Raw genomic sequence first — 25585 nt, forward strand, 5'->3', positions numbered from 1 at the left:
TCAAAAAACTGTGGGAGCCGGGCTTGCCCGGCTCCCACATTGAATCCCTATCGGATCTGAAGTCTATGCCGGCTGATCCAGCGACAGCTCAACCCCAAGCTGGCGCGACAGGCATGGCCAGCGCTTCCAGGACGCTTCGGTCTGCGGGCTCTTGAGCTGTTCGCGATAGGCCTCGACCGACTCCAGCGCAAAGCTTTCCTCGTTAAGCATCTCATCCACCGCCAGGTGCACGGCTTCATCCAATTGGTTGGCGAAGTCTTCACCGATCAGTTGATGGGCGATCACGTTGGCCACGGTGGTATCCGCTGGAATCAACGGCTGGCCAAAATGCTTGATATACAGATCGTTCACTTCTTCGACCAGGCGATGCGCCAGGTAGGCCTCATCCAGCAGGCCATCAAGGCCGTCGTGGCCGGCCAGAATCGCTGGCGGCTGCAGGAAGAAATGTTCAGCGATTTTCAGTACCGGTTTGATCTGGCTTTCAATCCCGGCCTCACGGGCCACGTCATTGGCGGCGTCGAGCAAATCAGGAACCAGGTCGATGTAAGCGGTCACAAAACGGGTCATGACCATGTTGCGATCACCGTCAGCCAGGGCGATGGACGAATGCAGGTGCGGCACTTGTTTTTTCAGCTGGCTGACGAGCTGGCCGGTGCTGGCTTCGTGTTGATGGGCACGGGAAATCTGCTCGCGCAATGCGGCGGTGTTCATGAGGGCTCCAGTGAAGCAGGCGTAGGAAAAGGGAGAAGATAAGGTAGTTCGTTTATACGAGCGCCTAAGACGCATTTGTCATAATTATTTCATGGTTATAGGCAGGGGTTATATCGAAATGCCATCGTTCGTCGGATAAACGATTCCGCTGCCTATTTTACGGGCTCCGTCTGTCTGTTTCTATTCATTTGCCCCCACACATTGCGGGGTTGCTACGGCTGTCTATACTCGATTTTGTACGCAATTAGCTGATGACGCCCAACTGCATGACGCAGGCAAGGCTTGGCGGTTGTAAGCAGTATGGAAGCCGCTCCCTTCGCCGCAGGTGCAAACCGGCGGGATAACAAGAAACATAAAGGGGAACCCGCAATGACGCGACATCCACACGTTTGGATGGGCCTCCTGTTGTGGTCGGTATTCGGCCAGGCGCACGCCGCCTGGACTACGAATATGGCGCCAGGGGCTACTGAAGTCAGCCACGCTGTGTTTGACCTGCACATGACCATTTTCTGGATCTGTGTGGTGATCGGCATCGTCGTGTTTGGCGCGATGTTCTGGTCGATGATCCTGCACCGTCGGTCCACGGGCCAGGTAGCGGCCAAGTTCCACGAAAGCACCACCGTGGAAATCCTCTGGACCGTGGTGCCCTTGCTGATCCTGGTGGCCATGGCTATTCCGGCCACCAAGACCCTGATCAACATCTACGACAGCAGTGAGTCGGATATCGATATCCAGGTCACCGGCTATCAGTGGAAGTGGCACTACAAATACCTGGGTCAGGATGTGGAGTTCTTCAGCAACCTGGCCACCCCCGCCGAGCAGATCCATAACCAGGCCACCAAGGGTGAGCACTACCTGTTGGAAGTCGACCAGCCGCTGGTATTGCCGGTGGGCGCCAAGGTGCGCTTTCTGGTGACCGCTGCCGATGTGATCCACTCCTGGTGGGTGCCGGCCTTTGCGGTCAAGCGCGATGCTATCCCTGGCTTCGTCAACGAGGCCTGGACCCGCGTCGAGAAGCCCGGCATCTACCGTGGTCAGTGCGCCGAACTGTGTGGCAAGGACCATGGCTTCATGCCCATCGTGGTGGAGGTCAAGTCCAAGGCCGACTACGACACCTGGCTGGGCGAGCGTAAGGAGGAGGCCGCCAAGCTCAAGGAGTTGACCTCCAAGGAATGGACACTGGACGAACTGGTGGCACGTGGCGACAAGGTCTATCACACCACTTGCGTGGCCTGTCACCAGGCTGAGGGCCAAGGTTTACCGCCGATGTTCCCGGCGCTCAAGGGCTCGAAAATCGCCACCGGACCGGCCAAAGACCATCTGAGCATCGTGTATCACGGCAAGCCCGGCACCGCGATGGCAGCTTTCGGCAAGCAGCTTTCGGAAGTGGATATTGCCGCTGTGGTGACCTATGAGCGTAACGCCTGGGGCAATAACAAAGGCGACATGGTCACGCCCAAAGACGTGCTGGCTCTGAAACAGGCCCAAAGCAAATGACGACTTTCATTGCCAATGCCCTGAATCGCCCCGCTCACTCGCACGCAGGAGAACGGCCATGAGCACTGTGATCGACCACGGTCATGCCGACCATGCCCACGGCCCCGCCAAAGGCTTGATGCGCTGGGTGCTGACCACCAACCACAAAGACATCGGCACCATGTACCTGTGGTTCGCCTTCACCATGTTCCTGCTCGGCGGCTCGTTCGCCATGGTGATCCGCGCCGAGTTGTTCCAGCCGGGCCTGCAGATCGTGCAGCCGGCGTTCTTCAACCAGATGACCACCATGCACGGGTTGATCATGGTGTTCGGCGCGGTGATGCCGGCGTTTGTCGGCCTGGCCAACTGGATGATCCCGTTGATGATCGGCGCGCCGGACATGGCCCTGCCGCGCATGAACAACTTCAGCTTCTGGCTGCTGCCGGCGGCGTTCCTGCTGCTGGTGTCCACCTTGTTCACACCCGGCGGCGGGCCGAATTTCGGCTGGACCTTCTACGCCCCGCTCTCCACCACCTACGCGCCGGAAAGCGTGACGTTCTTTATCTTTGCCATTCACCTGATGGGCATCAGTTCGATCATGGGGGCGATCAACGTGGTCGCCACCATCCTCAACCTGCGTGCCCCTGGCATGACCCTGATGAAGATGCCGCTGTTCGTGTGGACCTGGCTGATCACCGCGTTCCTGCTGATCGCGGTGATGCCGGTACTGGCGGGCTGCGTGACCATGATGCTGATGGATATCCACTTCGGCACCAGCTTCTTCAGCGCGGCCGGTGGTGGCGATCCCGTGCTGTTCCAGCATGTGTTCTGGTTCTTTGGGCATCCCGAGGTGTACATCATGATCCTGCCGGCCTTTGGCGCGGTCAGCTCGATCATCCCGACCTTCTCGCGCAAGCCGCTGTTCGGTTACACCTCGATGGTCTACGCCACCGCGAGCATCGCGTTCCTGTCGTTCATCGTGTGGGCGCACCACATGTTTGTGGTGGGCATTCCGCTGGTGGGTGAGCTGTTCTTCATGTACGCCACCTTGCTGATCGCCGTGCCTACGGGCGTGAAGGTGTTCAACTGGGTCAGCACCATGTGGCAAGGCTCACTGACGTTCGAGACGCCGATGTTGTTTGCGGTGGCCTTTGTGATCCTGTTCACCATCGGCGGCTTCTCCGGGCTGATGCTGGCGATTGCCCCGGCGGACTTCCAGTACCACGACACCTACTTTGTGGTGGCGCATTTCCATTACGTACTGGTGCCCGGCGCGATCTTCGGGATCTTCGCCTCGGCTTACTACTGGCTGCCGAAATGGACCGGCCACATGTACGACGAAACCTTGGGCAAGCTGCACTTCTGGTTGTCTTTCGTGGGCATGAACATGGCGTTCTTCCCCATGCACTTTGTGGGGCTGGCCGGTATGCCGCGCCGAGTGCCGGACTACAACCTGCAGTTCGCTGACTTCAATATGGTCTCGTCCATTGGTGCCTTCATGTTCGGCGCCACGCAGATCTTCTTCTTGTTCATTGTCATCAAGTGCATCCGTGGCGGCCCGCCTGCGCCGGCCAAGCCGTGGGATGGCGCCGAGGGCCTGGAATGGAGTGTGCCCTCGCCCGCGCCGTATCACACCTTCACCACGCCGCCGGAGGTCAAATGAAGCCCTCCCTATACTCCCCTTGTGGGGGCGGGCTTGCCCGCGATGGCGGTAGGTCAGGCGCTGAATCTACCAGCCCTCAGGCCCTCATCGCAGGCAAGCCAGCTCCCACAGAAAGTCCAAAGCCAGGTGGGCGCCATGGCTGACTCCGTCCCGCTCAAGCGCCTTGTCACCCGCCTGCTGATCCTGGTGCTGGCAATGTTCGCCTTCGGCTTCGCCCTGGTGCCGATCTACGACGTGATGTGCAAGGCGTTCGGCATCAACGGCAAGACCGCCGGGCAGTACGAGGGTGAGCAAATGGTTGACCCCTCGCGCCAGGTGCGGGTGCAGTTCCTGTCCACCAACGCCATCGATATGGTCTGGGAATTTCACTCCAAGGCCGATGAGATTGTGGTCAACCCCGGTGCAGTCAACGAGATGCTGTTCGTGGCCTACAACCCCACCGATAAGCCGATGACCGCACAGGCGATACCCAGTATTTCCCCGGCCGAAGCGGCGATGTACTTCCACAAGACCGAATGCTTCTGCTTCACCCAGCAAGTGTTGCAGCCCGGTGAGCGCATTGAGATGCCCGTACGTTTCATCGTCGACCGCGCGATGCCCAAGGATGTGAAGCATTTGACCCTGGCGTACACGCTGTTCGATATCACTGCGCGCCAGCCCCCCGTGGCCGTCAGGACCGGGGGCTAGCTACTGTTTGGCCCCTCAATCAGGAGAGCGAATACATGTCGACTCATGATACGTACTACGTACCAGCGCAAAGCAAATGGCCAATAATTGCCACGATTGGCCTGCTGGTCACCGTGTATGGCCTGGCCGTGTGGTTCAACGACTTGAAGGCCGCGCGCCCTGAATCCCACGGGCCGTGGATCTTTTTCGTCGGCGGTTTGCTGCTGGCCTACATGCTGTTTGGCTGGTTTGGCGCGGTGATCAAGGAAAGTCGCGCCGGGCTGTACAGCGCCCAGATGGACCGCTCGTTCCGCTGGGGCATGACCTGGTTCATCTTTTCGGAAGTGATGTTTTTCATCGCCTTTTTTGGTGCGCTGTTCTACGTGCGCGTCTGGGCTGGGCCTTGGTTGGCGGGCGAGGGGCCCAAGGGCATTGCGCACATGCTGTGGCCGAACTTCGAGTTTGCCTGGCCCCTGCTGAACAACCCCGACCCCAAGCTCTACCCAGCGCCCAAAGGCACCATCAGCCCCTGGGGCCTGCCATTGGTCAATACCATCCTGCTGGTGAGTTCCAGCGTGACCATCACCATTGCCCACCATGCCCTGCGCAAAGGCCATCGTGGTGCGCTGAAACTCTGGCTGGCGATCACCGTGCTGCTGGGCTTGGCGTTTCTCGGGTTCCAGGCCGAGGAATACATCCACGCCTACAAAGAGTTGGGCCTCACCCTGGGTTCAGGCGTGTACGGCGCGACGTTCTTCATGCTCACGGGCTTTCACGGCGCCCACGTGACCATCGGCACCATCATTCTGTTTGTGATGCTGATGCGTATCCTGCGCGGGCATTTCAATGCCGAGCACCAGTTCGGTTTTGAGGCGGCCAGTTGGTATTGGCACTTTGTGGACGTGGTGTGGATCGGGCTGTTTTTCTTTGTCTATGTGCTCTGACGCCGCTTACCACGGCGCATGAGAGACCAATTGGCCGCTGAAAAAGCCCCAGGCGATCAAGCCCACGGTGATCACGGCCAGGGTGACACGCACGGTCAAGGCAGTGACGAGGCGGTTGGAGTTGCCCTCGTCCTTGACCAGGAAGAACAAGCCACTGAACAGGCTCACGACGGTCGCGATCAGCATCAGGGCAATGGCGGCTTTGAGCATGGTCTGGCTCCGGGCTAATTGGGGAGGGGCGATGAGATCGAGTATAGCCAGTGCCATGCAACGCTTTCGTCCGGGCATCGCGCCGACGCTGGTGGTACTGGTGTTGCTGCCGTTGATGGTGGGCCTGGGGTTTTGGCAATTGTCCCGCGGGCACGAAAAGCAACTGTTGGTAGACCGTTATGCCGAGCGCCGCGCCGCCGAGCCGGTCAGCAGTGCGCAACTCAATGACATGGCTGATCCAGCCTTCCTTCGTGTTCACCTTCGCGGGCAACTGGATGGTGAACACAGCGTATTGCTGGATAACCGCATGCGTGACGGCAAGGCCGGTGTCGAGTTGCTGCAACCCTTTCATGATCAGGCCAGCGGCCTGTGGCTGTTGCTCAATCGCGGCTGGCTGCCCTGGCCGGACCGGCGTATCGCGCCCGCCTTTACTACTCCTGAACAGACGCTGAACCTCGACGCCTGGGTGTACGTCGCCCCCGGCGAGACCTTCCAACTGCATGCCGACCCGGCCAGCACGCAATGGCCGCGCCTGCTTACCGCACTGCACCCCGCCGCGCTGTGGGGCGAACTGGGGCGCAGTGGTTTTGCCTATGAGCTGCGTGCCGAAGCGGGCCCCGGTACCTACGAAACCAGCTGGCCCGTCGTCGCCATGGGCCCGGAAAAACACTTGGCCTACGCTGTGCAATGGTTCGCCATGGCCATGGCGTTGCTGGCGCTTTACCTCTACCTCGGATGGCATAACAAAAAGGAGAAGCCCCATGGGAGCGGCCATGAATCCACCCAGCACATCTGACACGCCTGATCGGCGCAAGGGGCGCTGGCAGCTGATTTTGATCCTGATGATGGTGATCGGCCCGATGGTGCTGGCCACCTTCATGTACAAATTGCAGTTCTGGGTGCCGGACAGCCGCAGCTATCACGGCGAACTGATCGGCAACGGCCAGACCCGCGCCGACATCGGCGTGCAGGCCGATGAACAGCGCTGGCAACTGCTGGTCACCGCCCCCGCTGCCTGTGCTGCCGATTGCCAGCAACTGGTGTACCTGGCGCGCCAGCTGCAGATCAGCCTTGGCCGTGATGCATCCCGTGCCAGCCATGCCCTGGCGGGTGCGCAACCGCTGAGCAGCGAATACGAGGCCAAGCTCAAAGCCGAATATCCACAGCTGCAGCGCTACCCGCTGGATGTGTCGACCTTTACCAGGAATGCTGCCGCGCCCGGCGATGCGCAACTGTGGATTGTCGACCCCCACGGCAATCTGGTGCTGCGCTACGACGCCAAGGTCAAGGGCAAGGACTTGCTCAACGATCTGCGCCTGCTGCTGAAACTGTCGAACATCGGATAAGGGCACCCTCATGGCCAAGCCTGGATTTCGCCTCGCGCTGTTTGCCACGTTACTGGCGTTGTTTGTCGTGCTGCTCGGCGCCTATACCCGCCTGACCCACGCCGGCCTCGGCTGCCCGGACTGGCCGGGCTGCTATGGCTTTATCAGCGTGCCGCAAAGCGAAGCCCAACTGGCCCATGCCGAGTTGCACTTTCCCGACACGCCGGTGGAGGCCGACAAAGGCTGGGCCGAGATGACCCATCGCTACTTCGCGGGCAGCCTGGGCCTGTTGATCGCGCTGCTGGCGGCGCGTTCGTGGCGTCATCGACGTGATCCGGGCCAGCCCGTGAAGCTACCGCTGTTCCTGCTGGCGGTGGTGTTCGCCCAAGCGGCGTTTGGCATGTGGACCGTGACCTTGAAGCTCTGGCCGCAAGTGGTCACAGGGCATCTTTTGGGCGGCTTTGCGACCTTGAGCCTGCTGTTTCTGCTGACCCTGCGGCTGTCCGGCGTATTGCCGGCGCTGGTCGTGCCCAAGCGCCTGCAATATTGGGCGACGGCGGGCCTGGTGCTGGTGATCGGGCAGATCGCCCTGGGCGGCTGGGTCAGTTCCAACTACGCCGCGGTGGCCTGTGTCGATTTGCCCACCTGCCACGGCCAATGGTGGCCGGCAGCGGACTTCGCCAATGGTTTTCACTTGACCCAGCACATCGGCCCCAATTACCTGGGGGGCCAGCTCGACAGCGAAGCGCGCACCGCCATCCACCTGACGCATCGCATCGGCGCCGTGCTGGTCACGCTGGTGCTGCTCGGGTTGGCCTGGCAACTGAGAGCAGTAGGGATGACGCGCCTGGCCGGCCTGCTGTTGATCGCCCTGGCTGCGCAGATCTGCCTGGGGGTGAGCAATGTGGCGTTCGGCTTGCCCCTGCCGGTGGCGGTCGCACACAACGCCGGCGGGGCAGCGTTGTTGTTGACGCTGGTGCTGGTCAATTATCACGCGCGCACCAGCCTGGTTCGGGTGCGTCACCCGCGCCTGTTCGGCTGGCGTTTTATCCCGCGCAAACAGGTGTCGGGCCTTATCACCCTAAAGGAGAGCCGCCATGGCGACTGTGATCGGCGCACGTCGCGACCGGGCGATCTGGCGTGACTATTTGGAGCTGACCAAGCCCAAAGTAGTGGTGCTGATGCTGATTACTTCGCTGGTGGGCATGTTCCTTGCCACCCGCGCCGGGGTGCCCTGGACAGTGCTGGTGTTCGGCAACCTCGGCATTGCCCTGTGTGCCGGCGGCGCGGCGGCGGTCAATCATGTAGTGGATCGACGGATTGATGCCGTGATGGCGCGCACTCACAAGCGGCCGATGGCTGAGGGGCGTGTCTCGCCGATGGCGGCGTTAGCGTTTGCGTTGTTCCTGGCGATTGCAGGATTGGCCCTGCTGCTGGCGTTCACCAACCCGCTGGCGGCCTGGTTGACCTTGGCTTCGCTGCTGGGTTATGCGGTGATCTACACCGGCTTTCTCAAGCGAGCGACGCCGCAGAATATTGTCATCGGCGGTCTGGCCGGTGCGGCGCCGCCGCTGCTGGGTTGGGTGGCTGTCACTGGGCATGTGAGTGCCGAGCCCTTGCTGCTGGTGCTGATCATCTTCGCCTGGACTCCGCCACACTTCTGGGCCCTGGCTATTCACCGCAAAGAGGAATACGCCATGGCCGACATCCCGATGCTGCCGGTCACCCATGGCGAGCACTACACCAAGGTGCATATCCTGCTGTACACCTTCGCCCTGCTGGCGGTGAGCCTGATGCCCTACGTTATCCACATGAGCGGGCTGCTCTACTTGGGCTTTGCGCTGGTATTGGGTGCGCGCTTTCTGCAATGGGCCTGGGTGTTGTACCGTGGCAGCCAGCCGCACGCGGCGATCAACACGTTCAAGTACTCTATCTGGTACTTGCTGCTGCTGTTTATCGCCCTGCTCGTAGACCACTACTTATTGTTGAACCTATGACTCGAACTCAAAAAACCGTCTTCATCCTCGTGGCCCTGGTGGCGTTGATCATGGGCCTGACCGTCAACAAAGTGCTCTCGGGCAAAGGCCAGGGCGACCCCACTGCGCTGATCGACGCCGGCATCATTCTGCTGCCGCAAAGCCGCCAGTTGCCAGCGGTGGCCATGACCGACCAGGAAGGCCAGCCGGTGGTGGTCAATGAGTTGAAGGGCAAGTGGAGCCTGCTGTTTTTCGGTTACACCTTCTGCCCGGATATCTGCCCGACCACCCTCGCCCAGCTTCGCCAGATCAAGAGCGAACTGCCCAAAGAGGCTGTGGATAAGTTGCAGGTGATCCTGGTGAGCGTCGATCCGAACCGCGATACCCCGGCGCAGCTCAAGCAGTACCTGGGTTACTTCGACCCACAGTTCCAAGGCCTGACTGGCGCTAACGTGGAGGATGTGCAGAAGGTTTCGAATGCGGTGAGCATTCCCTTCATTCCGGCGGATACCAGCAAGCCGAACTACACAGTCGACCACAGCGGTAATCTGGCACTGATCGGCCCGGATGGTACTCAGCGTGGGTTTATTCGTGCGCCATTGAACAACCAGAAGCTGGTGGCGCAGTTGCCGGGGTTGCTTCAGCGCAAGTGAGCACCTGATGATCGTTCCAACGCTCTGCGTGGGAATGCAGTTAGGGACGCTCTGCGTCCCCAAGCGTGACGCAGAGCGTCACAAGAGGCGTTCCCACGCGGAGCGTGGGAACGATCAGATCAGGAGAAATCAGAACGCCGGTTTGATCGCGCCTTTGTACTTCTCTTCGATGAATTTCTTCACTTCAGGCGTGTGCAGAGCTGCGACCAGCTTCTTCACCGCGTCCGCATCCTTGTTGTCTTCGCGGGTCACCAGGATGTTCACGTAAGGCGAATCGCTGCCTTCGATCACCAGGGCATCCTTGGATGGGTCCAGCTTGGCTTCCAGGGCGTAGTTGGTGTTGATCAGCGCCAGGTCGACCTGGGTCAGCACGCGCGGCAAGGTGGCGGCTTCCAGTTCGCGGAATTTCAGGTTTTTATCGTTGCCGGTGATGTCCTTGATGGTCGACAGGATGTTGGTCGGGTCCTTCAGGGTGATCAGGCCGTTCTTGGCCAGCAGCAACAGCGCACGGCCGCCGTTGGTGGCGTCGTTCGGGATCACCACGTTGGCGCCGTCAGGCAGGTCGGCCAGTTTTTTGTACTTGCTGGAGTAAGCGCCCAGAGGTTCCAGGTGCACAGCGCCGACGCTCACCAGGTGAGTGCCTTTGGCTTTGTTGAATTCATCCAGGTACGGCTGGTGCTGGAAGAAGTTGGCATCCAGGCGCTTTTCAGCCACCTGTACGTTCGGCTGCACATAGTCGGTGAAGACTTTGACCTTCAGGTCCACGCCTTCTTTGGCCAGGGCAGGCTTCACGAATTCGAGGATTTCGGCGTGAGGCACCGGCGAAGCAGCGACCGTAATAGTCTCGGCGTGCGCGGAAAACGCAGCCACGGCGGCGAAAGCAACCAGTAGTTTTTTCATCCAGCAAGCTCCTTGTTCGGGCATCTGCCGGCTGCGCGCCGGCAATGGCCGTTATTTACGAGAAAAGTGCACCACCAGCCGGTCGCCGACGGTTTGCAGAATTTGCACCAGAATCAACAGCATCACCACAGTGACCACCATCACATCGGTCTGGAAGCGCTGGTAGCCAAAACGGATTGCCAGGTCGCCCAGGCCGCCAGCACCGACCACACCAGCCATCGCGGTGTAGGAAACCAGTGTAATAGCCGTCACCGTAATCGCCGCGAAGATGCCAGGGCGGGCCTCGGGCAATAGGGCATTGGTGATGATCTGGCGGGTGGTGGCGCCCATGGCCTGGGTGGCTTCGATGATGCCACGGTCCACTTCGCGCAGTGCGGTTTCCACCAGGCGCGCAAAGAATGGCGTAGCGCCGACGACCAACGGTGGGATCGCACCGGCAACACCCAGCGACGTGCCGGTGATCAGTACCGTGAACGGAATCATCACGATCAACAGAATGATGAACGGCAGCGAGCGCAAGATATTCACGATCAGCGACAACAGCGCGTACAGGCCTTTTTGTTCGAACAGCTGGCGCGGGCTGGTCAGGAACAACAGCACGCCCAGAGGCAGACCCAGCAGCACGGTGAAGAACAGCGAGCCGAACAGCATGGTCATAGTGTCGCCGGTGGCGAGCCAGATTTCAGACCAGTCGATATTGGCGAAGAAACTCAGGAAAACGTCCATCAGCGCAGGACCTCCATGTGAACGTCGGCGGCGGTGAAGCGTGCGAACGCGGCTTCCATGTCACCGCCGGTGACGGCGAGGGTCAGTTGCCCGTAAGGGATGTCTTTGATGCGGTCGATACGACCGGCAAGAATGCTGTAGTCCACACCGGTTTCCCGTGCAACGGTACCCAGCAGTGGCGCGTAGGTCGCATCCCCTTGGAATGTCAGGCGCACGATACGGCCTGGCACATGGGCAAAGTCGTCGCGCTGCTCGCCTTCGTCCACCTGTTCGGCTTCTTGTACGAAGCGTTTGGTGGTCGGATGCTTGGGGTGCAGGAACACGTCGGCCACCGAGCCTTGCTCGACGATCACCCCGGCGTCCATCACGGCGACCTGGTCGCATACGCGGCGGATCACGTCCATTTCATGGGTGATCAACACGATGGTCAGGTTCAGCTCGCGGTTGATCTCGGCCAGCAGTTGCAGGACCGATGCCGTGGTTTGCGGGTCGAGGGCGCTGGTGGCTTCGTCGCACAGCAGGATTTTTGGCTTGGTCGCCAGGGCTCGGGCGATGCCGACGCGCTGTTTCTGGCCGCCGGACAACTGCGCCGGGTACTTCTTGGCGTGGTCCGACAAGCCGACGCGGGCGAGCAGCTCAGCCACACGCTGGTCGATTTCCTTGCGCGACAGTTCACCGGCGAGCGTCAGCGGCAGCGCGACGTTGTCGGCCACGGTCTTGGACGCCAGCAAGTTGAAGTGCTGGAAGATCATCCCGACCTGCTGGCGAAAGCGCCGCAGGCCGTTGGCGTCCAGCGCAGTGACTTCTTCGCCATCCACCTTGATCTGGCCGCCACTGGGCTCTTCCAGACGGTTGATCAGGCGCAACAGGGTGCTTTTACCGGCACCCGAGTGGCCAATCAGGCCAAACACCTGGCCGTTCTCGACGCGCAGGCTGGTGGGGTGCAGGGCGGGGATATCCTTACCGGCGACGCGGTAGGTTTTATGGACGTTTTGAAACTCGATCACGTAGCGAACCTTGTGGGGCGCATTGAAAAGGGATCAGCGGTTAGCCGGGCGCGCATTTTAGCCTGTCCGTATAGCGTTTCTTAGCATTTATTTCGTATTCATCCAGTCATTTGGCAATAACGCGATCAAAGGTCATAAAAAAGGAACGGTGCAAAACCCCGTCAGTCACTACTTAAGCAACTCGATTTCCCAGGTGCCGTGCCTGGGGTTTTGCTCAAACGAGCCGGGGACCGCTCTGGCCACTTTGAATAAGGAGTTTTGACTGATGAGTACCAAGAAGCCAGCCACCCCGCCGAAGAGTGAACTCGCGGGCACTGATACCCTGGACCGTGGCAACACCAACGCCAAGCTGCAGGCGTTGGAAGAATTCCGTTCCGATGCAACCGGCCAGGCCCTGCGCACCAACCAGGGCGTGAAAATTTCCGATAACCAGAACAGCCTGAAAGTCGGCGCTCGCGGCCCGTCGCTGCTGGAAGACTTCATCATGCGTGAAAAGATCACGCACTTCGACCATGAACGCATCCCTGAGCGCATCGTGCATGCCCGTGGTACGGGGGCCCATGGCTATTTCCAGAGTTACGGCGACCATTCGGCGCTGACCAAGGCAGGTTTCCTGCGCACGCCTGAGCATAAAACCCCGGTGTTCGCGCGTTTTTCCACGGTGCAGGGCCCGCGTGGCTCCGGCGACACCGTGCGTGACGTTCGCGGTTTTGCCGTGAAGTTCTTCACCGACGAAGGCAACTTCGACCTGGTGGGCAATAACATGCCGGTGTTCTTCATCCAGGATGCGATCAAATTTCCTGACTTCGTCCACGCGGTGAAACCCGAGCCTCATAACGAGATTCCTACCGGCGGTTCGGCCCACGATACGTTCTGGGACTTTGTTTCGCTGCAACCGGAATCCGCGCACATGGTGATCTGGGCCATGTCCGACCGCGCCATTCCAAAAAGCCTGCGCGCCATGCAGGGCTTTGGGGTACACACCTTCCGTTTGATCAATACCGAAGGTAAGTCCAGCTTCGTGAAGTTCCACTGGCGTCCAAAAGTCGGCACCTGCTCGCTGGTATGGGATGAGGCGCAAAAGCTGGCCGGTAAAGATACGGACTACCACCGTCGTGACCTGTGGGAAGCGATTGAAAGCGGCGATTACCCCGAGTGGGAGCTGGGCGTACAGATCGTGGCCGAAGAAGACGAGCACAAGTTTGATTTCGACTTGCTCGACCCGACCAAGATCATTCCAGAAGAACTGGTACCGATCACGCCGCTGGGCAAAATGGTGCTCAACCGTAACCCGGACAACTTCTTCGCTGAAGTCGAGCAGGTTGCGTTCTGCCCGGGCCACATCGTGCCGGGCATCGACTTCACCAACGACCCATTGCTGCAGGGCCGTCTGTTTTCCTACACCGATACCCAGATCAGCCGACTGGGCGGGCCGAACTTTCATGAGATTCCAATCAACCGGCCTGTCGTGCCTTTTCATAACGGCCAGCGCGACGCTCAGCATCGCACCGTGATTGATAAGGGTCGTGCGTCCTACGAGCCAAACTCTATTGATGGTGGTTGGCCGAAAGAAACCCCTGCTGGTCCTACCGATGGTGGCTTTGAGTCCTACTACGAGCGCGTCGATGCCAACAAAGTGCGTGAGCGCAGCGAATCCTTCGGTGACCATTTCTCCCAGGCGACGCTGTTCTACAACAGCATGAGCCACCACGAGAAAGAGCACATTATCGCGGCCTACAGTTTTGAGCTGGGCAAGGTGGAGCGCGAGTTCATCCGTGCGCGCCAGGTCAACGAGATCCTGGCCAATATCGACCTGGAGCTGGCCAAGCGCGTTGCGCAGAACCTCGGCTTGCCGGCGCCGACCAAGGGCACCGTGCCTGCCCGTGAAACGTCGTTGAAAGAATCGCCAGCCTTGAGCCAGGTGAACTTGCTGTCGGGCGATATCAAAACGCGCAAAGTGGCGATTCTGGCAGCCAACGGCGTTGATGGTGCGGCCATTGACGCGTTAAAAGCCGCGCTTGAAGCTGAAGGCGCCCATGCCAAGTTGCTGGGGCCTACTTCGGCGCCGGTGACCACCGCGCAGGGCAAGACGCTGCCGGTCGACGCCTCGATGGAAGGCATGCCGTCCATTGCCTTCGACGCAGTGTTTATCCCGGGTGGCAAAGAGTCCGTGAAGGCGCTGAGCGGTGATGGCGTGGCGTTGCATTACGCACTGGAAGCCTACAAACACCTGAAGGCGATTGCGGTAGCCAGCGATGTGAAGCCGTTGCTGGACCTGCTGAAACTGGAGGAGGATGCGGGGTTGATCGTGGGCGCGGATGCCAAGGCGTTCAAGGCCTTCTTTGCGGCCATTGCCCAGCATCGAGTGTGGGAGCGTGAGCCGAAATCCAAGGCGATTCCGGCTTAACTTATCGGTTGTTTGTTAGATCGTCATCGTAGGCAAGCCGGCTCTCACACTGTTCAAATGTGGGAGCTGGCTTGCCTGCGATGCTTTTAGTCCGCCTTGCGCGGAATCAGCACAACCTGCACCGGAATTTGTTTCAGGATTTGCCGGTGAATCTTCAGGTCATACCCCGAATCAATCCGCTTGACCCGCTTGGTCAGTAACGTGGCCAGCCACGGGTAATCCTGGGTGCGTGGCACCTGGATGCTGACGTCGCACTGGTAATTCACCACATCGGTGGCGATGGCGTCTAACTGATGGCGCATGTCTTCAACATCCGCAAGGTTCAGCGCCACGGTGGTGCTCGGCGCTGCCGGGTCGATGACCTTGGCGGCAGGCTTGGCCTCAGCGGCTTTCAACGCAGCTTCTGCCTGGTCCAATTCGGCTTTGCGCGCATGGCTGATGGCGCTGTTGACGCCACCGGTCAGCGCAGGGGCCTTGGGCATCAAAGCGCGGGCGCGGCTCAGGGCCGTGGCGGCAGCGTTGACGTCGCCTTTTTGCAGCACGATCTGGCTGCGTTGCAGGTAGGCTTCGGCCAATTGACGCTGGTAGGCCTCAAGTGCCGGGTCATTGGGCGATTGGGCCTGCAATGCAGCCAGCTGGTCTTCGGCGGTGGCCAATTCGCTGCTGGCCAGGTTTTGTTCCAGCTGCGCGATGGCCGCAGCCCGCGGATCCGGAGCCTGGGGGGCAGCGGGCGGCGTACTTTGGCAGGCGCCCAGCAGCAGTGAAAATGCGGCAAGGAGCAGATAACGGGAGGTGAACGGCTTCATTCCTGCGACTCTCTATTTGCGCAAAAAGCGAGCAAGTCTACACCCCTCGACGGGGCAGGACAAAACTCAGCAGAAACAGGGCGGCCGCCGTAACCACAATCGACGGCCCGGCCGGTGTGTCCTTGAACCAGGACAGCGCCAGGCCACCACACACTGCAAGCATCCCCAGGAGGCTGGCGCCAATCGCCATCTGCTCCGGAGAGCGAGCGTGGCGCTGGGCGGCGGCGGCTGGAATGATCAGCAGCGACGTGATCAACAATACGCCGACAATCTTCATCGCGACAGCAATCACCACGGCGATGAGCAACATCAAGGCCATACGCAGGCCTGCGACGGGCAAGCCTTCTACCTTGGCCAGTTCTTCATGCACGGTGATCGCCAGCAACGGGCGCCACAGGGCCACCAGCAACGCCAGCACCGCAGCGCTGCCGCCGAGGATCCAGGCCAGGTCGGTCGGGCTGATCGCCAGCAGGTCGCCGAACAGGTAGGCCATCAGATCGATGCGCACTTCATGCATGAAGCTCAGCACCACTAGGCCCAGAGACAAGGTACTGGGCGCGAGGATGCCCAGCAGGGTGTCGGAGGCCAGTGGCTGGCGTTGCTGCAGGGTCACCAGCAGCACGGCTAGCAGCAGGCAGCCGACGGTCACGGCGATGGCCGGGCTTACATCCAGCAGAAAGCCCATGGCCACGCCCAGCAAGGCGGCATGGGACAAGGTGTCGCCGAAATAGGCCATGCGTCGCCACACCACGAACGAGCCCAATGGGCCCGCCACCAGTGCCAAAGCCAAGCCTGCCAGCAGGGCGTAGAGCAGAAAATCAGCCATGCTTGCAGCTATCTCCATGAACGTGGGGGGTATCGACGACGGCGCCATGCAGGTCATGGGCGTGGTCATGGTGGTGATGGTAGATCGCCAGGCTCTGGGCGTTCTTGCCGAACAGTTCCACGAACGCCGGGTCGCCACTGACCTGTTCCGGGTGGCCGGAGCAGCACACGTGGCGGTTGAGGCAAACCACTTGGTCGGTGGTGCTCATGACCAGGTGCAAGTCGTGGGAGACCATCAGCACGCCGCAACCATGGCGGTCGCGCAGGCGGGTGATCAGGCTGTACAGCTCGGCCTGGCCGGCGACATCGACACCTTGCACGGGCTCATCGAGTACCAGCAGCTCGGGCTCGCGCAGCAAGGCGCGGGCCAGCAGCACGCGCTGCATTTCGCCGCCGGAAATACTTTGCACCGGGTTGTCGATGACGTGTTCGGCGCCGACTTCCTTAAGCGCAGCCTGGGCGCGGGTGCGGTCTACGCCAGGCACCAGGCGCAGGAAGCGCAATACGGAGAGCGGCAATGTCGGGTCCACATGCAGCTTTTGCGGCATATACCCCACGCGCAGCTTGGGCTTGCGCCAAACCGTGCCGCTGTGGGGCTTGAGCAGCCCGAGTACGGCGCGCACCAAGGTGGTCTTGCCAGCGCCGTTGGGGCCGATCAAGGTGACGATTTGACCCGGCTCCACGCTCAGTGCGATGTTTTCCAGCACGTTTTGCCCGGCGAACGTGACCCCGACCTGCTCCAGGCGGATTAACGCATTGCTCATTAAACCCCCTGGCAGCCGGCGCACAGGCCGACCACCTCGACCGTTTGCCCCTCGACTTTGAAGCCGACGTCGGCAGAGCTTTTGATTATGGCGTCGCTGATGCTTTTTTGTTCAAGCTCGATGGCGGCGTGGCACTCGCGGCAGATCAGGAACTGGCCCTGATGCGCGTGCTCCGGGTGGTTGCAACCGACAAAGGCGTTAAGCGAGGCGATACGGTGCACCAGGCCGTTTTCCAGCAGGAAATCCAACGCACGGTAAACGGTGGGCGGCGCGGCGCGGCGGCCGTCCTGCTCGCTGAGGACGCCCAGAATGTCGTACGCGCCCAAAGGCTTGTGGCTCTGCCACACTAGCTCCAGCACCCGGCGACGCAAGGCAGTCAGGCGCAAGCCTTTCTTTGCGCACAGGGTGTCGGCCTCTGACAATGCGGTGTGCACGCAGTGAGAGTGGTCGTGGGGACGGCTGGCAAGCGGTGTTTTAGGCATGAGCGGCGACAGATATTTGATAGAGACGTTATTATGTTACCCGTTCCTACGCCATCGAGTGGTCATCGTGTCCCGACTTTTTCCCGTTTTTGTCGTATTTGTCACCAGTTTGTTCGTTGCCGGTGCCGCTCAGGCCGAGGTCAAGGTACTGACGAGCATCAAGCCGTTGCAACTGATTGCCGCTGCCGTGCAGGACGGCGTGGCTGTTCCAGAGGTATTGCTGCCGCCGGGGGCGTCGCCGCACAACTTCGCTTTACGCCCATCCGACGTACGGCGTGTGCAGTCGGTGGACCTGCTGTACTGGATCGGGCCGGACATGGAAACGTTTTTGCCGCGTGTGCTCAAAGGCCGTACGGCGCCAACGGTGGCCGTGCAGGACCTGCCAGGCATGAAACTGCGCGTCTTCGGCGAAGATAGCCATTCACATGCCGATGAAGCCGACGAACATGATCACGATCACCGCCCAGGCAGTGTGGATGCGCACCTGTGGCTGTCCACGGTCAATGCACGTGTGATCGCCGCTCGGATGGCGGCCGATCTGAGCGCTGCCGACCCAGCCAATGCCGAGCGTTATCAGAGCAATGCGAAGGCCTTCGAAGAACGCCTGAACGCGCTGGATGCGCGCCTGAAGCAGCGTTTGGCGGGCGTTGATGGCAAACCTTATTTCGTGTTCCACGAAGCCTTTGATTACTTCGAAGAGGCGTACGGTTTGAAGCATGCTGGCGTGTTCAGCGTGGCCGCCGAAGTGCAGCCGGGCGCGCAGCACGTAGCGGCGATGCGCGCGCGTTTGCAGGAAGTGGGCAAGACTTGCGTGTTCAGCGAGCCGCCGTTGCGACCTCGCTTGGCCGAAACCCTGGTGGCCGGGTTGCCGGTGAAGTTGGCGGAATTGGATGCGTTGGGTGGCTATACGCCGGCTACCGCGCAGGGTTATGAGCAGGTGCTGGAAAAACTCGGCAATGATCTGGCCGGTTGCCTGGAGTCGCTCTGACAGGCAATACAAAACCCCTGTGGGAGCGGGCTTGCCCGCGATAGCGTTGGCTCAGTTGATACCGCTATCGTAGGCAAGCCAGCTCCCACATTGACCGAGTCGGTCTTTTAAAGCGCGAACGGCAGGTGGACCGTGACCTGTTGACGCTGCGCCAAGCGGTGCTCGAACTCAGCCGGGTCATGAATCAACACATCCTGCCCTGCAAATGATTCGGCCGCGATCAGCCGGGACAGCCAGAACCGTACGCACGCCACGCGCAGCATGGTCGGCCATAGCTCGGCTTCCTTCGCGGTAAACGCCCGTAGCCCCGCGTAAGCGCCCAGCAGCGCCCGGGCACGGTGACCGTCAATCACGCCATCGGCATCCGAGCACCAATCATTCAAGGCGATTGCCACGTCGTAGAGCATCGGCCCCGAACAGGCGTTGTAGAAGTCGATCAGGCCTGTCAGGTGCGTGCCTTCAAACATCGCGTTATCGCGAAACAGATCGGCGTGCACATTCGCCCGCGGCAGGCCGAGGATGTCAGCCTTGTGAGCGTCGATCTCGGCCAGCGCATCGCGCAACAGGCGTCGCTGGGCCTCGTTGAGGTGCGAAATAAGCTGCGCGCCCTCGCTGAGCATCCACGCCAGGCCGCGGTCGGTCTTGCGTTCAAGTACCTTTTCGCCCTGGGTGGCCAAGTGCAGGTGGCCGAGCAGTTCGCCAACCTGGGCGCAATGCTGCGCATTGGCCTCCTTGATGTGCTTGCCCGCCAGGCGCGGTTGCAGCAAGGCCGGTTTGCCCTTGAGTTCGCGCAAAGCGATGCCGTCGGTGGTACGCAGGGCGTACGGCACAGGCAGGTCGGCGTCGTGGAGCACGTCAAGCAGTTCGATGAAGAACGGCATTTCTGCCACCGGGCCACGCTCAACCAGGGTCAGGACGAACTCGCCCTGCTCCAGGCTGATAAAGAAATTGGTGTTTTCGCTGCCGGCGGCAATCCCCTGGAAATCAAGCAGGCGGCCGAGCCCGTAAGGGGCGAGAAAGGTTTCCAGCTCGGGCCGAGCCAGGGGGGTGAACACAGACATGGTTAAAACTGCCGTTACGGGCGCTGCGGTGGGCCGCGCCGGTTAAAATTAAGAAATCATTTCCATTCGAAGATCTTCCATGACGGGATCAGCATATCCGGCTGGTCAGAGCGGATGAAGTTCGCGTCGGTGCCGTCCGCACGTACCAGAAAGTACGGTGGTGCGCCCTTCGGGGTGACTTTGATTGCGTACAGAAAGCCGTTTTGGCGGTATTCCTGAATGGTTTTGTCGCCTTCCGTGCGAATGGTAACTTCCGGATCACCTCCAGGGGCACTGTCTGCCGCCGTGGCAGCCATCGGAGCGAGTGCAATCAAACCGGTCAACAGCAGGCGATTGAATGTACGCATGATAACCTTGTCCCTTTGTTTTCATTGGTCCGGCTATTCTAGCGCCTGACCCGCCGAAAAGGTTGATCCTGCTCATGAGCCAAGCGCCCCTCGTCCTGGTGGACGGTTCTTCTTATCTGTACCGCGCCTTCCACGCGCTGCCACCGCTGACCACCTCCAAAGGCCTGCCCACCGGTGCGGTCAAGGGCGTGTTGAACATGCTCAAAAGCCTGCGCAAGCAGTACCCGGACAGCCCATTTGCGGTGGTTTTCGACGCCAAGGGTGGGACGTTTCGCGATGAGATGTACGCCGAATACAAAGCCAACCGCCCGAGCATGCCCGATGACATGCGCCTGCAGATCGAGCCGCTGCATCAAAGCGTGATCGCTCTTGGCTTCCCGTTGCTGTGCGTCGAGGGCGTCGAGGCCGATGACGTGATCGGCACCCTGGCCCGCAGCAGCGCGGCCGCCAGCCGCCCGGTGGTGATCTCGACCGGTGACAAAGACATGGCGCAGCTGGTGGACGGCCACATTACCTTGGTCAACACCATGACCGGTAGCTCGATGGACATCGAGGGCGTTAAGGAGAAATTCGGCGTCGCTCCGGAGCAGATCATCGACTATCTGGCGTTGATGGGGGATTCGTCCGACAACATTCCCGGCGTTCCGGGCATTGGCCCCAAGACCGCCTCCGGCTTGCTGGTGGGAGTCAATGGCGGCCTCAAAGAGCTTTATGAGCAGCTGGATATTGTGCCGACCCTGCCTATCCGTGGGGCCAAGACCCTGCCGGCCAAGCTGGAGGAGCACAAGGAGATGGCATTCCTGTCCTATCAGTTGGCGACGATCAAGATCGATGTGCCGCTGGATATCGGGTTGGATGATTTGCACCTGATCGAACCGGATCGCGAAAAGCTGCTGGAGCTGTACACGCTGCTTGAGTTCAAGAGCTGGTATGACGAAATCCAGCGCGATGCCAAGCGTGTCGAGCTCAAATCGGCGAGCGAGGTTGCGCCGGCCGCCGAAATGCCGGTCGAGGCTGTTATATCAGTACCGGTAGAGGCGGTTTACACCACTATTCTGGACCAGGCTACCTTCGACGTGTGGCTGAAAAAACTCCACGATGCGCCGTTGTTTGCTTTCGACACCGAAACCACCGGCATCGACGCCCAGCAGGCGCAATTGGTCGGGGTCTCGTTTGCTGTGCAGCCCCATGAAGCCGCCTACATCCCGCTGACCCATTCCTATATCGGCGCGCCGGATCAATTGGATCGCGACACCGTGCTGCTGGCCCTGAAACCGCTGCTGGAAGACCCGACCAAACTCAAGGTGGGCCAGCACGCCAAGTTCGATATGAATATCCTGGCCAACTGCTCCATTGGCGGCGACCCTGCACAGGGCATTACTGTGCGCGGCATCGCCTTCGACACCATGCTCGAATCCTACGTGCTCAATTCCACCGCGACCCGGCACGATATGGACAGTCTGGCGAAGAAGTACCTGGACCACGACACGGTCAGCTTCCAGGACATCGCCGGCAAAGGGGCCAAGCAACTCACGTTCGATCAGATCGCCCTTGAGGAAGCCGGCCCCTACGCGGCCGAAGACGCCGATGTGACCTTGCGCCTGCATCAGCACTTGTACGCGCAACTGGCTGCGATCCCGAGCCTGGCCAGTGTGCTGACGGACATCGAGATCCCGCTGGTGCCGGTGCTGGCACGCATCGAGCGCCAGGGTGCACTGGTAGACAAGGACCTGCTTGGCATCCAGAGCATCGAGCTGGGTAACAAGATGGTCGAGCTGGAGCGCCAGGCGTACGAGATCGCCGGTGAAGAATTCAACCTGGGTTCGCCCAAGCAGCTCGGGGCGATCCTGTACGAGAAGCTCGGCATGCCGGTGCTGAAAAAAACCGGCAAGGGCCAGGCATCCACGGCTGAGGAAGTGTTGGCCAAACTGGCCGAAGATGATTTCCCGCTGCCCAAGGTTCTGATGCAGTACCGCAGCATGAGCAAGCTCAAAAGTACCTATACCGACCGCCTGCCGGAACAGATCAACCTGCGTACCGGGCGTATTCATACGTCTTACCATCAGGCCGTCGCGGCGACCGGGCGCTTGTCCTCCAGCGATCCGAACCTGCAGAACATCCCGGTGCGCACCGCCGAGGGGCGGCGCATTCGCCAGGCGTTTGTCGCGCCCAAGGGCTACAAGCTGCTGGCGGCGGACTATTCGCAGATCGAGCTGCGGATCATGGCGCATTTGTCCAAGGACGAAGGCTTGATGAACGCCTTCCGCAATGACCTGGACGTGCACACGGCCACGGCGGCCGAAGTGTTCAAGGTCGAGTTGAATGAGGTCACGTCCAACCAGCGCCGCAGCGCCAAGGCGATCAACTTTGGCCTGATTTACGGCATGGGCGCCCAGAAGCTGGGCAAGGACATCGGCGTCGATACCAAGACCGCCAAGGCTTACATCGATGTGTACTTCGCTCGCTATCCAGGGGTGCGCGAATATATGGAGCGCACCCGCGCCCAGGCGGCGGATCAGGGGTATGTCGAAACCTTCTTCGGGCGGCGCCTGTACTTGCCGGATATCAACTCCAACAAGCCCCAGGAGCGCGCGGCGGCCGAGCGCACAGCGATCAACGCGCCGATGCAGGGCACGGCGGCGGACATCATCAAGAAAGCCATGGTGCAGGTGGATAACTGGCTGACCGAGTCGAGCCTGGATGCAAAGGTCATCCTTCAGGTGCACGACGAATTGGTGCTGGAGGTGCGTGAAGACCTGGTCGCGCAGGTCAGCGAGAAGATTCGCGAGCATATGAGCGCGGCGGCTCAGTTGGACGTGCCTTTGGTGGTGGACGTAGGCGTAGGCGATAACTGGGACGAGGCGCACTGATTCTGCGGCTTTGCCATCATCGCGAGTGGTGGCGAAGCGGTTTAGAGCGCAAACGGGGGTCAGTTATTTCCAATAGTTTTTTGAGCCTGTCGGAACTTAACCTGTGAACTGCCACTCAGAGTTACTGAATGGGTGGTGAAGCCCTTCAATGCTCCTATGTTGTGTTAAGTGTTGGCAGATAATTCCGGACCCCGCCCTAGCGGTCCGGAACTTGAACCCCGAACTTCCCCTCCCCAAAAGAAGTCCGGGGTTTTTTTTGCCCGCAGAAAAGTTATTCGGCGACTTCTGCGCCCTTGTCCGCCAATTCCATCCAGCCGGCCAGTACGGTGTAGGCTTCTTCCAGGCCCATGCGCTTGGGGGCGGAGAACAGTTGAATCGTGATGGTATCGCCCCAGCCCTTACGGATTTCGGACTGCACTTTGAGCAGGGTGTTCTTGGCTGCGCCGTAGGTGAGCTTGTCGGCCTTGGTCAGCAAAATGTGCATCGGCATGCCGCTGGCGACAGCCCAGTCGAGCATCAGCAAGTCGAAGTCGGTCATTGGATGACGGATATCCATCATCAGAATCAAACCCTTCAAACTCTCGCGACCACCCAGGTAAGCCTCAAGGTGACGCTGCCAGTGCAGCTTCAGCGGGATAGGTACTTTTGCATAACCGTAGCCCGGCAGGTCGACCAGACGCCGATCATCGTCTAGCTTGAAGAAATTGAGTAGTTGCGTGCGGCCCGGGGTTTTCGAGGTGCGCGCCAGGCTGGCGTGAGTCAGGGTGTTCAGTGCGCTGGATTTACCGGCGTTGGAACGGCCGGCAAAGGCGACTTCAAAGCCCTCGTCATCGGGGCATTGGTCCACTTTGGCGGCGCTGAGCATGAAGGTGGACTGTTGGCACAGGCCGAGGATGGGGTTCTTGAGTTGCATGAGATTTCCGATGTGGGCGGTGCCGAGAAAGGGTGCGGCAAGCGGTGTCGTTTCCGTTTCAGTAGCGCCAGTATATAATGCCGCAGATTTTGTGTGTGCTTTGTCCCAGCGAAGGATGAGGTTCACGGGAGCGAAAGACCTTTATTGCGCATTAGAACGCAAAACGCTCTCAAACCCTGAATAGGTCGATGTATGGACCGACGGTTGCTCGCTTCTGCTGCCCTGATTCCGCTTTACGGCGTTCAGGCTACACAGGATCAACCGAGTTTGCATGGTCAGGCTGACGCCGTGCGTGACCCAGGGTTTCAAGGCAATGCCGCCGCGTGGTTTGTGCATGGACTGCAGTACTGAGGATTACCAGGCCGTCATTGATTTGATGGTGAGTAAACCCGGTAGATAACTCTTAAACCCTTAGCCGTAGTTGGATTAGCTGATGAACAAACTGATCGTGAGTCTGCTGTTGACCTTGGGCATCACAGGCGCTGCCGTCGCTGCAGAGGGCCCCGTCAAAGGTGATGCCACTGCCGGTCAAGCGAAGGCCGCCGTGTGTGGTGCCTGCCACGGGCCGGATGGTAACAGCCCGGCGCCGAACTTCCCCAAACTGGCCGGCCAGGGTGAACGCTACCTGAGCAAGCAGATGCACGACATCAAGGACGGCAAGCGCACGGTGCTGGAAATGACCGGCCTGCTGACCAATCTCAACGATCAGGACCTGGCGGACCTCGCGGCGTATTTTGCCAGCCAGAAGGGTAGCGTGGGAGCTGCCGATCCTAAATTGGTCGCCCGCGGAGAGCAGTTGTTCCGTGGCGGTAACCTGGAAAAAGGTTTGCCTGCCTGCACCGGTTGCCACTCGCCCAATGGCGCAGGCAACGCTGCCGCAGGCTTCCCGCACCTGAGCGGCCAGCACGCCACCTACATCGCCAAACAGTTGACCGACTTCCGCAAAGAAGAAGCCGGTCGGGCCAACGATGGGGACGCCATGACCATGCGCACCATCGCTCGCAAGCTGAGCGACGAAGACATCGCAGCCCTCTCCAGTTATATCCAGGGCCTGCACTGACGGGGCTGGGCGTTAACGCTCGATTAATCCCGCGATGCAAGCATAAAAAGGGTGGCTCAGGCCGCCCTTTTTTGTGGCCGCTGCCGTTACACTAACGAACTCATGTCCGCGTAGACCTGTCACAACAAAGGTCGCGTGAGGCGACTTTATTTGTCCAGGAGTAAAGCATGCGTAATCTGATCCTCAGCGCCGCTCTCGTCACTGCCAGCCTCTTCGGCATGACCGCTCAAGCTGCCGATGTGCCGCTTGAAGCCGGTAAAACCTATGTTGAACTGGCTAATCCGGTTCCGGTTGCGGTACCCGGCAAGATCGAGGTGGTGGAGCTGTTCTGGTACGGCTGCCCGCATTGCTACGCCTTCGAGCCGACTATCAACCCATGGGCTGAAAAGCTGCCCAAGGACGTTAACTTCCGTCGTATTCCTGCCATGTTCGGTGGCCCATGGGACGCCCACGGCCAACTGTTCCTGACCCTGGAAGCCATGGGTGTTGAGCACAAGGTCCACAACGCTGTCTTCGAGGCGATTCAGAAACAGGGCAAGCGCCTGACCAAGCCGGACGAAATGGCTGACTTCGTTGCTACTCAAGGTGTCGACAAGGACAAGTTCCTGGCGACCTTTAACTCCTTCGCTATCCAGGGCCAGATCAAACAGGCCAAGGAACTCGCGCAGAAGTACGGCGTGCAAGGCGTTCCAACTCTGATCGTCAACGGCAAATACCGTTTCGACCTGGGCAGCACCGGTGGTCCTGAAGCGACCCTCAACGTTGCTGACCAACTGATTGCCAAAGAACGCGCTGCCAAGTAAGG

General features: G+C 60.2%; 25 protein-coding genes and 2 pseudogenes. 15 read left to right on the plus strand and 12 right to left on the minus strand.

Annotated features, from left to right (window positions below; all coding sequences use genetic code 11):
• Nucleotides 1-63 precede the first annotated feature (63 nt).
• Nucleotides 64-711, minus strand: coding sequence for a hypothetical protein (locus AC07S6_RS10630; RefSeq protein ID WP_003187334.1), 648 nt, complete (start codon nucleotides 709-711; stop codon nucleotides 64-66).
• Nucleotides 712-1080: 369 nt separating this feature from the next.
• Here AC07S6_RS10630 and coxB point away from each other — a divergent pair, with 369 nt between their 5' ends.
• From coxB to AC07S6_RS10650, 4 genes are all read left to right on the plus strand, one after another.
• Nucleotides 1081-2208 carry a cytochrome c oxidase subunit II gene (coxB, locus tag AC07S6_RS10635; protein WP_014716323.1) on the plus strand — a complete coding sequence of 376 codons (1128 nt, stop codon included), beginning with the start codon at nucleotides 1081-1083 and terminating at the stop codon, nucleotides 2206-2208.
• 58 nt (nucleotides 2209-2266) lie between these two features.
• The gene (gene ctaD / locus AC07S6_RS10640) at nucleotides 2267-3850 is read left to right on the plus strand and encodes a cytochrome c oxidase subunit I (protein ID WP_003187339.1); all 1584 of its coding nucleotides are present in this window, start codon (nucleotides 2267-2269) and stop codon (nucleotides 3848-3850) included.
• 135 nt (nucleotides 3851-3985) lie between these two features.
• Nucleotides 3986-4537, plus strand: a complete 552-nt coding sequence (locus AC07S6_RS10645) for a cytochrome c oxidase assembly protein (protein WP_003187340.1) — start codon at nucleotides 3986-3988, stop codon at nucleotides 4535-4537.
• A gap of 35 nt (nucleotides 4538-4572) precedes the next feature.
• A complete protein-coding gene (locus AC07S6_RS10650) occupies nucleotides 4573-5460 on the plus strand; it encodes a cytochrome c oxidase subunit 3 (protein ID WP_003187344.1) in 888 nt (295 codons plus the stop codon).
• A 6-nt stretch (nucleotides 5461-5466) separates the two neighbouring features.
• Here the strand turns inward: AC07S6_RS10650 and AC07S6_RS10655 are convergent, their stop codons facing one another.
• Entirely contained in the window at nucleotides 5467-5670 is a 204-nt protein-coding gene (locus tag AC07S6_RS10655) for a twin transmembrane helix small protein (protein ID WP_003187345.1), read from the minus strand.
• A 31-nt stretch (nucleotides 5671-5701) separates the two neighbouring features.
• On the opposite strand from AC07S6_RS10655, the gene AC07S6_RS10660 reads away from it, so the two are divergent.
• The 5 genes and pseudogenes from AC07S6_RS10660 to AC07S6_RS10680 all read left to right on the plus strand — a co-directional run bounded on the left by AC07S6_RS10660 (nucleotide 5702) and on the right by AC07S6_RS10680 (nucleotide 9624).
• Nucleotides 5702-6466 carry an SURF1 family protein gene (locus AC07S6_RS10660; protein ID WP_495112272.1) on the plus strand — a complete coding sequence of 255 codons (765 nt, stop codon included), beginning with the start codon at nucleotides 5702-5704 and terminating at the stop codon, nucleotides 6464-6466.
• Nucleotides 6432-7016, plus strand: coding sequence for a PA_0111/PP_0108 family redox-active disulfide protein (locus AC07S6_RS10665; protein ID WP_495112273.1), 585 nt, complete (start codon nucleotides 6432-6434; stop codon nucleotides 7014-7016). The genes AC07S6_RS10660 and AC07S6_RS10665 overlap by 35 nt, the downstream gene beginning before the upstream one ends.
• A 10-nt stretch (nucleotides 7017-7026) precedes the next feature.
• Nucleotides 7027-8105 (plus strand): annotated as a pseudogene (locus AC07S6_RS10670) (COX15/CtaA family protein).
• The gene (gene cyoE, locus AC07S6_RS10675; RefSeq protein WP_034129227.1) at nucleotides 8093-8992 is read left to right on the plus strand and encodes a heme o synthase; all 900 of its coding nucleotides are present in this window, start codon (nucleotides 8093-8095) and stop codon (nucleotides 8990-8992) included. The pseudogene AC07S6_RS10670 and the gene cyoE overlap by 13 nt, the downstream one beginning before the upstream one ends.
• Complete coding sequence (locus AC07S6_RS10680) at nucleotides 8989-9624, plus strand: SCO family protein (RefSeq protein ID WP_034129228.1); 636 nt, start codon at nucleotides 8989-8991, stop codon at nucleotides 9622-9624. Before cyoE ends, AC07S6_RS10680 begins: the two co-directional genes overlap by 4 nt.
• Before the next feature lie 129 nt (nucleotides 9625-9753).
• Here AC07S6_RS10680 and AC07S6_RS10685 read toward each other — a convergent pair whose 3' ends face one another.
• The 3 genes from AC07S6_RS10685 to AC07S6_RS10695 are packed head-to-tail and all read right to left on the minus strand — an operon-like array spanning nucleotide 9754 to nucleotide 12257.
• A complete protein-coding gene (locus AC07S6_RS10685) occupies nucleotides 9754-10524 on the minus strand; it encodes a MetQ/NlpA family ABC transporter substrate-binding protein (protein ID WP_003187353.1) in 771 nt (256 codons plus the stop codon).
• Between the two features lie 51 nt (nucleotides 10525-10575).
• Nucleotides 10576-11250, minus strand: coding sequence for a methionine ABC transporter permease (locus AC07S6_RS10690; protein WP_003187354.1), 675 nt, complete (start codon nucleotides 11248-11250; stop codon nucleotides 10576-10578).
• Nucleotides 11250-12257, minus strand: coding sequence for a methionine ABC transporter ATP-binding protein (locus tag AC07S6_RS10695; protein ID WP_034129230.1), 1008 nt, complete (start codon nucleotides 12255-12257; stop codon nucleotides 11250-11252). The genes AC07S6_RS10690 and AC07S6_RS10695 overlap by 1 nt, the downstream gene beginning before the upstream one ends.
• A 265-nt stretch (nucleotides 12258-12522) precedes the next feature.
• Between AC07S6_RS10695 and katE the strand changes: the two genes are divergently transcribed.
• A complete protein-coding gene (gene katE / locus AC07S6_RS10700; protein WP_495112274.1) occupies nucleotides 12523-14664 on the plus strand; it encodes a catalase HPII in 2142 nt (713 codons plus the stop codon).
• Between the two features lie 86 nt (nucleotides 14665-14750).
• On the opposite strand, the gene AC07S6_RS10705 is transcribed toward katE, so the two are convergent.
• Genes AC07S6_RS10705 through zur form a run of 4 tightly spaced genes read right to left on the minus strand, consistent with a single transcriptional unit; the run spans nucleotide 14751 to nucleotide 17541 of the window.
• Nucleotides 14751-15470 carry a PA5502 family lipoprotein gene (locus AC07S6_RS10705; protein ID WP_495112275.1) on the minus strand — a complete coding sequence of 240 codons (720 nt, stop codon included), beginning with the start codon at nucleotides 15468-15470 and terminating at the stop codon, nucleotides 14751-14753.
• Nucleotides 15471-15507: 37 nt separating this feature from the next.
• Nucleotides 15508-16296 (minus strand): zinc ABC transporter permease subunit ZnuB, encoded by a 789-nt coding sequence (gene znuB / locus AC07S6_RS10710; protein ID WP_014716335.1) that lies wholly within the window; start codon nucleotides 16294-16296, stop codon nucleotides 15508-15510.
• Complete coding sequence (gene znuC / locus AC07S6_RS10715) at nucleotides 16289-17059, minus strand: zinc ABC transporter ATP-binding protein ZnuC (protein ID WP_072435321.1); 771 nt, start codon at nucleotides 17057-17059, stop codon at nucleotides 16289-16291. Before znuC ends, znuB begins: the two co-directional genes overlap by 8 nt.
• Nucleotides 17059-17541: a zinc uptake transcriptional repressor Zur gene (gene zur, locus AC07S6_RS10720; protein ID WP_014716336.1), complete on the minus strand. Its 483-nt coding sequence runs from the start codon at nucleotides 17539-17541 to the stop codon at nucleotides 17059-17061. The genes znuC and zur overlap by 1 nt, the downstream gene beginning before the upstream one ends.
• A 58-nt stretch (nucleotides 17542-17599) precedes the next feature.
• Here zur and AC07S6_RS10725 point away from each other — a divergent pair, with 58 nt between their 5' ends.
• On the plus strand, nucleotides 17600-18529 hold the full coding sequence (locus AC07S6_RS10725; RefSeq protein WP_034129234.1) for a zinc ABC transporter substrate-binding protein: 930 nt from the start codon (nucleotides 17600-17602) through the stop codon (nucleotides 18527-18529).
• Nucleotides 18530-18636: 107 nt separating this feature from the next.
• On the opposite strand, the gene AC07S6_RS10730 is transcribed toward AC07S6_RS10725, so the two are convergent.
• Both AC07S6_RS10730 and AC07S6_RS10735 read right to left on the minus strand, forming a co-directional pair.
• Nucleotides 18637-19590, minus strand: coding sequence for a homoserine kinase (locus AC07S6_RS10730; protein WP_495112276.1), 954 nt, complete (start codon nucleotides 19588-19590; stop codon nucleotides 18637-18639).
• A gap of 56 nt (nucleotides 19591-19646) precedes the next feature.
• Nucleotides 19647-19937 (minus strand): DUF2782 domain-containing protein, encoded by a 291-nt coding sequence (locus tag AC07S6_RS10735; RefSeq protein ID WP_014716338.1) that lies wholly within the window; start codon nucleotides 19935-19937, stop codon nucleotides 19647-19649.
• A 74-nt stretch (nucleotides 19938-20011) separates the two neighbouring features.
• Here AC07S6_RS10735 and polA point away from each other — a divergent pair, with 74 nt between their 5' ends.
• Nucleotides 20012-22807: a DNA polymerase I gene (gene polA, locus AC07S6_RS10740; protein WP_495112277.1), complete on the plus strand. Its 2796-nt coding sequence runs from the start codon at nucleotides 20012-20014 to the stop codon at nucleotides 22805-22807.
• Nucleotides 22808-23078: 271 nt separating this feature from the next.
• On the opposite strand, the gene yihA is transcribed toward polA, so the two are convergent.
• Nucleotides 23079-23720: a ribosome biogenesis GTP-binding protein YihA/YsxC gene (gene yihA, locus AC07S6_RS10745; RefSeq protein WP_197880779.1), complete on the minus strand. Its 642-nt coding sequence runs from the start codon at nucleotides 23718-23720 to the stop codon at nucleotides 23079-23081.
• 192 nt (nucleotides 23721-23912) lie between these two features.
• Here yihA and AC07S6_RS10750 point away from each other — a divergent pair.
• The 3 genes and pseudogenes from AC07S6_RS10750 (at nucleotide 23913) to dsbA (ending at nucleotide 25583) form a co-directional block, all read left to right on the plus strand.
• Nucleotides 23913-24120 (plus strand): annotated as a pseudogene (locus tag AC07S6_RS10750) (cytochrome).
• 33 nt (nucleotides 24121-24153) lie between these two features.
• The gene (locus tag AC07S6_RS10755) at nucleotides 24154-24780 is read left to right on the plus strand and encodes a c-type cytochrome (protein WP_014716340.1); all 627 of its coding nucleotides are present in this window, start codon (nucleotides 24154-24156) and stop codon (nucleotides 24778-24780) included.
• 167 nt (nucleotides 24781-24947) lie between these two features.
• Nucleotides 24948-25583 (plus strand): thiol:disulfide interchange protein DsbA, encoded by a 636-nt coding sequence (dsbA, locus tag AC07S6_RS10760; protein ID WP_003187375.1) that lies wholly within the window; start codon nucleotides 24948-24950, stop codon nucleotides 25581-25583.
• The last annotated feature ends 2 nt before the right edge of the window (nucleotides 25584-25585 follow it).

It is taken from the genome of Pseudomonas sp. GW821-FHT07B01 (assembly GCF_059419065.1).

Coding starts and splice junctions, on each gene's coding strand:
- AC07S6_RS10630 (WP_003187334.1), bottom strand. CDS start 711: ATGAACACCGCCGCATTGCGCGAGCAGATTTCCCGTGCCCATCAACAC.
- znuC (WP_072435321.1), bottom strand. CDS start 17,059: ATGAGCAATGCGTTAATCCGCCTGGAGCAGGTCGGGGTCACGTTCGCC.
- AC07S6_RS10660 (WP_495112272.1), top strand. CDS start 5,702: ATGAGATCGAGTATAGCCAGTGCCATGCAACGCTTTCGTCCGGGCATC.
- polA (WP_495112277.1), top strand. CDS start 20,012: ATGAGCCAAGCGCCCCTCGTCCTGGTGGACGGTTCTTCTTATCTGTAC.
- AC07S6_RS10680 (WP_034129228.1), top strand. CDS start 8,989: ATGACTCGAACTCAAAAAACCGTCTTCATCCTCGTGGCCCTGGTGGCG.
- AC07S6_RS10645 (WP_003187340.1), top strand. CDS start 3,986: ATGGCTGACTCCGTCCCGCTCAAGCGCCTTGTCACCCGCCTGCTGATC.
- AC07S6_RS10755 (WP_014716340.1), top strand. CDS start 24,154: ATGAACAAACTGATCGTGAGTCTGCTGTTGACCTTGGGCATCACAGGC.
- AC07S6_RS10730 (WP_495112276.1), bottom strand. CDS start 19,590: ATGTCTGTGTTCACCCCCCTGGCTCGGCCCGAGCTGGAAACCTTTCTC.
- dsbA (WP_003187375.1), top strand. CDS start 24,948: ATGCGTAATCTGATCCTCAGCGCCGCTCTCGTCACTGCCAGCCTCTTC.
- AC07S6_RS10655 (WP_003187345.1), bottom strand. CDS start 5,670: ATGCTCAAAGCCGCCATTGCCCTGATGCTGATCGCGACCGTCGTGAGC.
- coxB (WP_014716323.1), top strand. CDS start 1,081: ATGACGCGACATCCACACGTTTGGATGGGCCTCCTGTTGTGGTCGGTA.
- AC07S6_RS10735 (WP_014716338.1), bottom strand. CDS start 19,937: ATGCGTACATTCAATCGCCTGCTGTTGACCGGTTTGATTGCACTCGCT.
- zur (WP_014716336.1), bottom strand. CDS start 17,541: ATGCCTAAAACACCGCTTGCCAGCCGTCCCCACGACCACTCTCACTGC.
- AC07S6_RS10685 (WP_003187353.1), bottom strand. CDS start 10,524: ATGAAAAAACTACTGGTTGCTTTCGCCGCCGTGGCTGCGTTTTCCGCG.
- AC07S6_RS10650 (WP_003187344.1), top strand. CDS start 4,573: ATGTCGACTCATGATACGTACTACGTACCAGCGCAAAGCAAATGGCCA.
- katE (WP_495112274.1), top strand. CDS start 12,523: ATGAGTACCAAGAAGCCAGCCACCCCGCCGAAGAGTGAACTCGCGGGC.
- AC07S6_RS10690 (WP_003187354.1), bottom strand. CDS start 11,250: ATGGACGTTTTCCTGAGTTTCTTCGCCAATATCGACTGGTCTGAAATC.
- cyoE (WP_034129227.1), top strand. CDS start 8,093: ATGGCGACTGTGATCGGCGCACGTCGCGACCGGGCGATCTGGCGTGAC.
- ctaD (WP_003187339.1), top strand. CDS start 2,267: ATGAGCACTGTGATCGACCACGGTCATGCCGACCATGCCCACGGCCCC.
- znuB (WP_014716335.1), bottom strand. CDS start 16,296: ATGGCTGATTTTCTGCTCTACGCCCTGCTGGCAGGCTTGGCTTTGGCA.
- AC07S6_RS10705 (WP_495112275.1), bottom strand. CDS start 15,470: ATGAAGCCGTTCACCTCCCGTTATCTGCTCCTTGCCGCATTTTCACTG.
- yihA (WP_197880779.1), bottom strand. CDS start 23,720: ATGCAACTCAAGAACCCCATCCTCGGCCTGTGCCAACAGTCCACCTTC.
- AC07S6_RS10665 (WP_495112273.1), top strand. CDS start 6,432: ATGGGAGCGGCCATGAATCCACCCAGCACATCTGACACGCCTGATCGG.